Source organism: Streptomyces sp. CO7, from assembly GCF_053474865.1.
Window position 1 is genome coordinate 363,775 of the sequence record NZ_JBRIOU010000001.1, and the last position, 4,462, is coordinate 368,236.

A 4,462-nucleotide genomic window follows, 5' to 3' on the forward strand; every position below is an offset into this window, starting at 1 on the left:
CTCCGGGGCGGGTCCGCCGGTGTGCGTGGCCAGGGGCTCCCCGGGGGCCGCACCCGGCGCGGGTGCGGCCTCCTCGGGTTCCCTCGGCGTGTCGTGTGACAAGAGAGTCGTCCCCCCAGTAAGGATTCGGGGCACCTCCGCGAGGTTTCCGCGTGCATGCCAACGGGAAGACTGTTCGACCGGCCTCAGGGTTGCAAGCGAGTTTGGTTACGATCCGGCCATGGCCAAAAAACTGGTGATCAAGGTGACCGCGGGCGCGGACTCCCCCGAGCGCTGCTCCCAGGCGTTCACGGTGGCGGCGGTGGCGGTCGCCAGCGGCGTGGAGGTCTCGCTCTGGCTGACCGGCGAGTCGGCGTGGTTCGCCCTGCCGGGCCGGGCCGCTGAGTTCGAACTGCCGCACGCCGCCCCGCTGCCGGACCTGCTCGACGCGATCCTCGCCGGCGGCTCCGTCACCCTCTGCTCACAGTGCGCGACGCGCCGGGAGATCACGGAGGCGGACGTGCTGGAGGGCGTGCGCATCGCCGGCGCGCAGGTGTTCGTTCAGGAGGCGCTGGGCGAGGACACCCAGGCCCTCGTCTACTGATCGGGAACCGGTCAGCGCTGCCGGGGCGGCCCGGGCCTGCCGTCCGGCTCGTCCCACCAGCGGTCGTCCGGCCCCCGGCGGTTGGCGACCACCGCCGCGACGGGCGGGATCACCATGGCCACCACGCACATGGCCACCGCCGCCGGGACGGACCACAGCCGCACCACGCCCCAGGCCAGGACGAAGAGCCCGAGGCAGATGCCCATCAGCAGGAAATAGACGTGGCGCCGTCGCGCGTACATACCTCCAGCGTAGGCATGCGGCGCGACGGCGCCAGGGTCGTCACGGGTGGTCGGCCGGCCGTCAGACGGCGATGGCGACCTCCGCCAGGCCGCCCTGCTGGGCGACGACGGTGCGGTCCGCGGTGAGACCGCCGGGAATCAGGGCCCGCAGGGTCCAGGTGCCCTCGGCGGCGTAGAACCGGAACTGACCGGTGGCCGAGGTGGGCACCTCGGCGGTGAACTCGCCGGTCGAGTCCAGCAGCCGGACGTAGCCGGTCACCGGCTCGCCCTCGTGCAGCACCTGGCCCTGGATGGTGGTCTCGCCGGGCCGGACGGCGGCGTCGGGGCCGCCTGCCTTAGCTCCACACATGGTCGTCCGTCCTCACTTACCGGGGCCGAGCTCGATCGGCACGCCGACCAGCGAGCCGTACTCGGTCCACGAACCGTCGTAGTTCTTCACGTTCTCCACGCCCAGCAGCTCGTGCAGCACGAACCAGGTCAGCGCGGAGCGCTCACCGATGCGGCAGTAGGCGATGGTGTCCTTGGCGAGGTCGACGTCGGCGTCGGCGTAGAGCGCCTTCAGCTCGTCGTCGGACTTGAAGGTGCCGTCGTCGTTGGCGTTCTTCGACCACGGGATGTTGCGGGCGCTCGGCACGTGGCCGGCGCGCTGCGACTGCTCCTGCGGGAGGTGGGCCGGGGCGAGCAGCTTGCCGGAGAACTCGTCGGGCGACCGGACGTCGACCAGGTTCTGCTTGCCGATCGCGGCCAGCACGTCGTCGCGGAAGGCGCGGATCGCGGTGTTCTGCGGCTTGGCCCTGTACTGGGTCTCGACGCGCTCGGGGACCTCTTCGACCAGCTCGCGGGCGTCCAGCTCCCACTTCTTGCGGCCGCCGTCGAGGAGCTTGACGTTCTCGTGGCCGTAGAGCTTGAAGTACCAGTAGGCGTAGGAGGCGAACCAGTTGTTGTTACCGCCGTAGAGGACCACCAGCGAGTCGTTGCCGACGCCCTTGGCGGAGAGCAGCTTCTCGAAGCCCTCCTGGTCGACGAAGTCGCGGCGGACCGGGTCCTGGAGGTCCTTCGTCCAGTCGAGCTTGATGGCGTTGCGGATGTGGTTCTTGTCGTAGGCGGCGGTGTCCTCGTCCACCTCGACGATCACCACGTTCGGGTCGTCCAGGTGCTCCTGGACCCAGTCGGCGTCGACCAGGACGTCGTTGCGGCTCATGCTCCATCTCCTCCGGGGCAGTTGGCGGGGGTGTCGGCTGGGAAGCTGAAAGCTGGCGAACACAGGGGTGCGGGCGCGCGGGGCGCGATGCGGCGCGGTGCGTCTTCGTCGCCACGGGCACACGCGAGGGGGCCCGCCGAGCGGGCCGCGGGGAACGGGAGAGCTCTCCCGTCAGGAAGTGCGACAGAGCATGGCGGCCACGCGGCACAGGTCCACTGCCCGCCGCTTGGTGAGATCCGCCTGTCGCTTCATGCCCCAGATCCTAAGGAGGGAGAACCGGACATGTCACCGGCGTGTCGCATTCTGAGACGTAAATGCCCGCGATGTGGACGATCTGCCGTCGCGAGGCCGCCCTCAGGGGCTCTGCCGGGTCTCCTGGGGCCCTCGGGGCCGCTGCGGCGGACAGGCCGTCTCGCTGTACGGACCCCTGGACGTACCGGGTGTCCTGAACCGGTGCCCTGAACGAGTGTCCTGAACCGGTGGTCCTGAACCCGTCCTGGACCCGATGCCGCCTACCAGGTGGAGAGGTCCACGTCCTTGCCGGTCACCGTGACCCGCACGCCGTCGTCGTCCGGGTGGACCGCGGTGAGCCGCAGGCCGGGCGGCAGCTCGGACAGGGCCTGGTCGAAGTCGGTCACCGACCGCACCGTCTCCTCGGGCACCTTCACGCCGAGGTCGGGCAGCGAGGCGGCGCGCACGCGCAGCTTCCCGTCCTCCACCGCGATCTTCCCTAGCACGTTCAGCGCCGGCAGCTCCTGCCCGAACAGGGCCGGCTGCACCTTGACCTTGATCCGCCCCTGGCCGCCGTCGGAGAGCCCCACGACCGCCGCGGTGAGGCCGGGGGCGACCCGCTGCGGCTCGGTGCGGGTGGCCTTCAGCAGCTCGTCGTAGCGGACGAGCAGGTCGCCCTTGACCTGGGCCGCCTTCGACGGCGTGAGGTCGCCGTCCAGGCGGACGCCGCGGAGCCGGGCGTCGAGGTCCTCGACGGTCATCTTCCGGCCGTCGGAGCCCTCGACCGGGAACGCGGCGATGGACAGCCGCACGTCGTCCAGGTCGCCGTCGGCCAGCTGGGTGAGGAAGGGGAAGCCCTGGATGGCGACCTCGGGGGTGTCCCGCAGCCCCTGCGAGGTCTTCAGCCCCTCCGCCGTCCGGTCCTCCGCGATGTTCACGGCGATCCGGTCGGCGGCCACCAGCAGTCCGCCGAGCAGCAGCGCCACGACGAGAAGTATTCGAACGGCACGCACCTACGGGTCTCCCTACCTGGGTCGGCGTCTGGACGGTCGGCGGAGTACTCGGATTCGACGGTAACGCCGTGGGCCGCTCGGCAGGGAAGCTTGTCGATCAGCTGTGACAAGCCTCGCGTACGCCCGTCATGGCCGCTGCGGGTCCTCGTCGCAGCCGCAGGAGCGCCGGACCACCAGGTGGGCGGGGACCACGCGCAGCCGGTCGTGCCCGTTCCCCGGCAGCCGCACGGTGTCGTCCAGCACCAGGTCGACCGCCGCGCGGGCCATCGCCTTGCGGTCGGTGGCGACCGTGGTCAGGGGCGGGTCGGTGAGCGCCGCCTCCTTGATGTCGTCGAAGCCGACCACCGCCAGCTCGCCGGGCACGTCGATCCGCAGCTCGCGGGCGGCGCGCAGCACGCCCACGGCCTGGTCGTCGGTGGAGCAGAAGATCGCCGGCGGGCGGTCCGGGCCGGCGAGCAGGCCGAGCGCCACCTGGTAGGCGTCGTAGCGGTTGTAGGGGGCCTCGAAGCAGCGGCCCTCGGTGGTCAGGCCGAAGTCGGCCATGGCCAGGCGCCAGCCCTCGACGTGGTCGGAGACCGGGTCGCCGACCTCGGGGGTCTCGGCGGTGCCGCCGATGCAGGCGACGTAGGGGTGACCGTGTTCCAGCAGGTGCCGCACGGCCCCGCGGGCGCCGCCCACGTCGTCGGTGACCACCGCGACGTCGTCGATCGCCTCGGGGCGCTCGTGCAGCAGCACGACCCGGGCGTCCCACGCCTCGATCTCGGCGGCGGCCTGGTCGTTCAGGGCGTGGCTCACCAGGATCAGACCGGAGACCCGCATGCCGAGGAAGGCGCGCAGGTAGTGGACCTCGCGCTCGGCCACGTAGTCGGTGTTGCCGACCAGGACCATCTTTCCGCGCTCGGAGGCGGCCTGTTCCACCGCGTGCGCCATCTCGCCGAAGAAGGGCTGGCGGGCGTCCGGGACGATGAGACCTATCAGGTCGGTCCGCCGCGAGGCCATGGCCTGCGCGACCCTGTCGGGCCGGTAGCCCAGCTGCGCGATGGCGGCCAGCACGCGTTCGCGGGTGGCCGGGGCGACCGGCCGGGGTCCGTTGTTGATGACGTAGCTGACTACGGCGGTCGAGGTACCCGCCAGTCGCGCCACGTCGTCCCGAGTCACCTTGGCCACGCGCGGAGTCTACGCGTATGGAAAC

The 4,462-nt window shown here is 71.4% G+C and carries 7 protein-coding genes; 1 reads left to right on the plus strand and 6 read right to left on the minus strand.

What is annotated here, in order from left to right; translation table 11 throughout:
* Nucleotides 1-220 precede the first annotated feature (220 nt).
* Entirely contained in the window at nt 221-583 is a 363-nt protein-coding gene (locus ACOV8S_RS01715) for a DsrE family protein (protein WP_448315580.1), read from the plus strand.
* Between the two features lie 11 nt (nt 584-594).
* On the opposite strand, the gene ACOV8S_RS01720 is transcribed toward ACOV8S_RS01715, so the two are convergent.
* The 6 genes from ACOV8S_RS01720 to ACOV8S_RS01745 all read right to left on the minus strand — a co-directional run bounded on the left by ACOV8S_RS01720 (nt 595) and on the right by ACOV8S_RS01745 (nt 4,437).
* Nucleotides 595-825: a DUF3099 domain-containing protein gene (locus ACOV8S_RS01720; protein ID WP_448315581.1), complete on the minus strand. Its 231-nt coding sequence runs from the start codon at nt 823-825 to the stop codon at nt 595-597.
* Between the two features lie 61 nt (nt 826-886).
* Nucleotides 887-1,174 (minus strand): DUF1416 domain-containing protein, encoded by a 288-nt coding sequence (locus ACOV8S_RS01725; protein WP_351112875.1) that lies wholly within the window; start codon nt 1,172-1,174, stop codon nt 887-889.
* Between the two features lie 12 nt (nt 1,175-1,186).
* On the minus strand, nt 1,187-2,026 hold the full coding sequence (locus tag ACOV8S_RS01730; RefSeq protein ID WP_448315583.1) for a sulfurtransferase: 840 nt from the start codon (nt 2,024-2,026) through the stop codon (nt 1,187-1,189).
* Nucleotides 2,027-2,197: 171 nt separating this feature from the next.
* Entirely contained in the window at nt 2,198-2,278 is an 81-nt protein-coding gene (locus ACOV8S_RS01735) for a putative leader peptide (RefSeq protein WP_350240574.1), read from the minus strand.
* A 260-nt stretch (nt 2,279-2,538) separates the two neighbouring features.
* Entirely contained in the window at nt 2,539-3,270 is a 732-nt protein-coding gene (locus ACOV8S_RS01740) for an LmeA family phospholipid-binding protein (RefSeq protein WP_448315585.1), read from the minus strand.
* A gap of 126 nt (nt 3,271-3,396) precedes the next feature.
* Nucleotides 3,397-4,437 (minus strand): LacI family DNA-binding transcriptional regulator, encoded by a 1,041-nt coding sequence (locus tag ACOV8S_RS01745; RefSeq protein WP_448315587.1) that lies wholly within the window; start codon nt 4,435-4,437, stop codon nt 3,397-3,399.
* Nucleotides 4,438-4,462: the final 25 nt, after the last annotated feature.

What these genes read in the sequence shown, in the direction of transcription:
- ACOV8S_RS01715 (WP_448315580.1), top strand. Translation starts at nt 221, where the DNA reads ATGGCCAAAAAACTGGTGATCAAGGTGACCGCGGGCGCGGACTCCCCC.
- ACOV8S_RS01720 (WP_448315581.1), bottom strand. Translation starts at nt 825, where the DNA reads ATGTACGCGCGACGGCGCCACGTCTATTTCCTGCTGATGGGCATCTGC.
- ACOV8S_RS01725 (WP_351112875.1), bottom strand. Translation starts at nt 1,174, where the DNA reads ATGTGTGGAGCTAAGGCAGGCGGCCCCGACGCCGCCGTCCGGCCCGGC.
- ACOV8S_RS01730 (WP_448315583.1), bottom strand. Translation starts at nt 2,026, where the DNA reads ATGAGCCGCAACGACGTCCTGGTCGACGCCGACTGGGTCCAGGAGCAC.
- ACOV8S_RS01735 (WP_350240574.1), bottom strand. Translation starts at nt 2,278, where the DNA reads ATGAAGCGACAGGCGGATCTCACCAAGCGGCGGGCAGTGGACCTGTGC.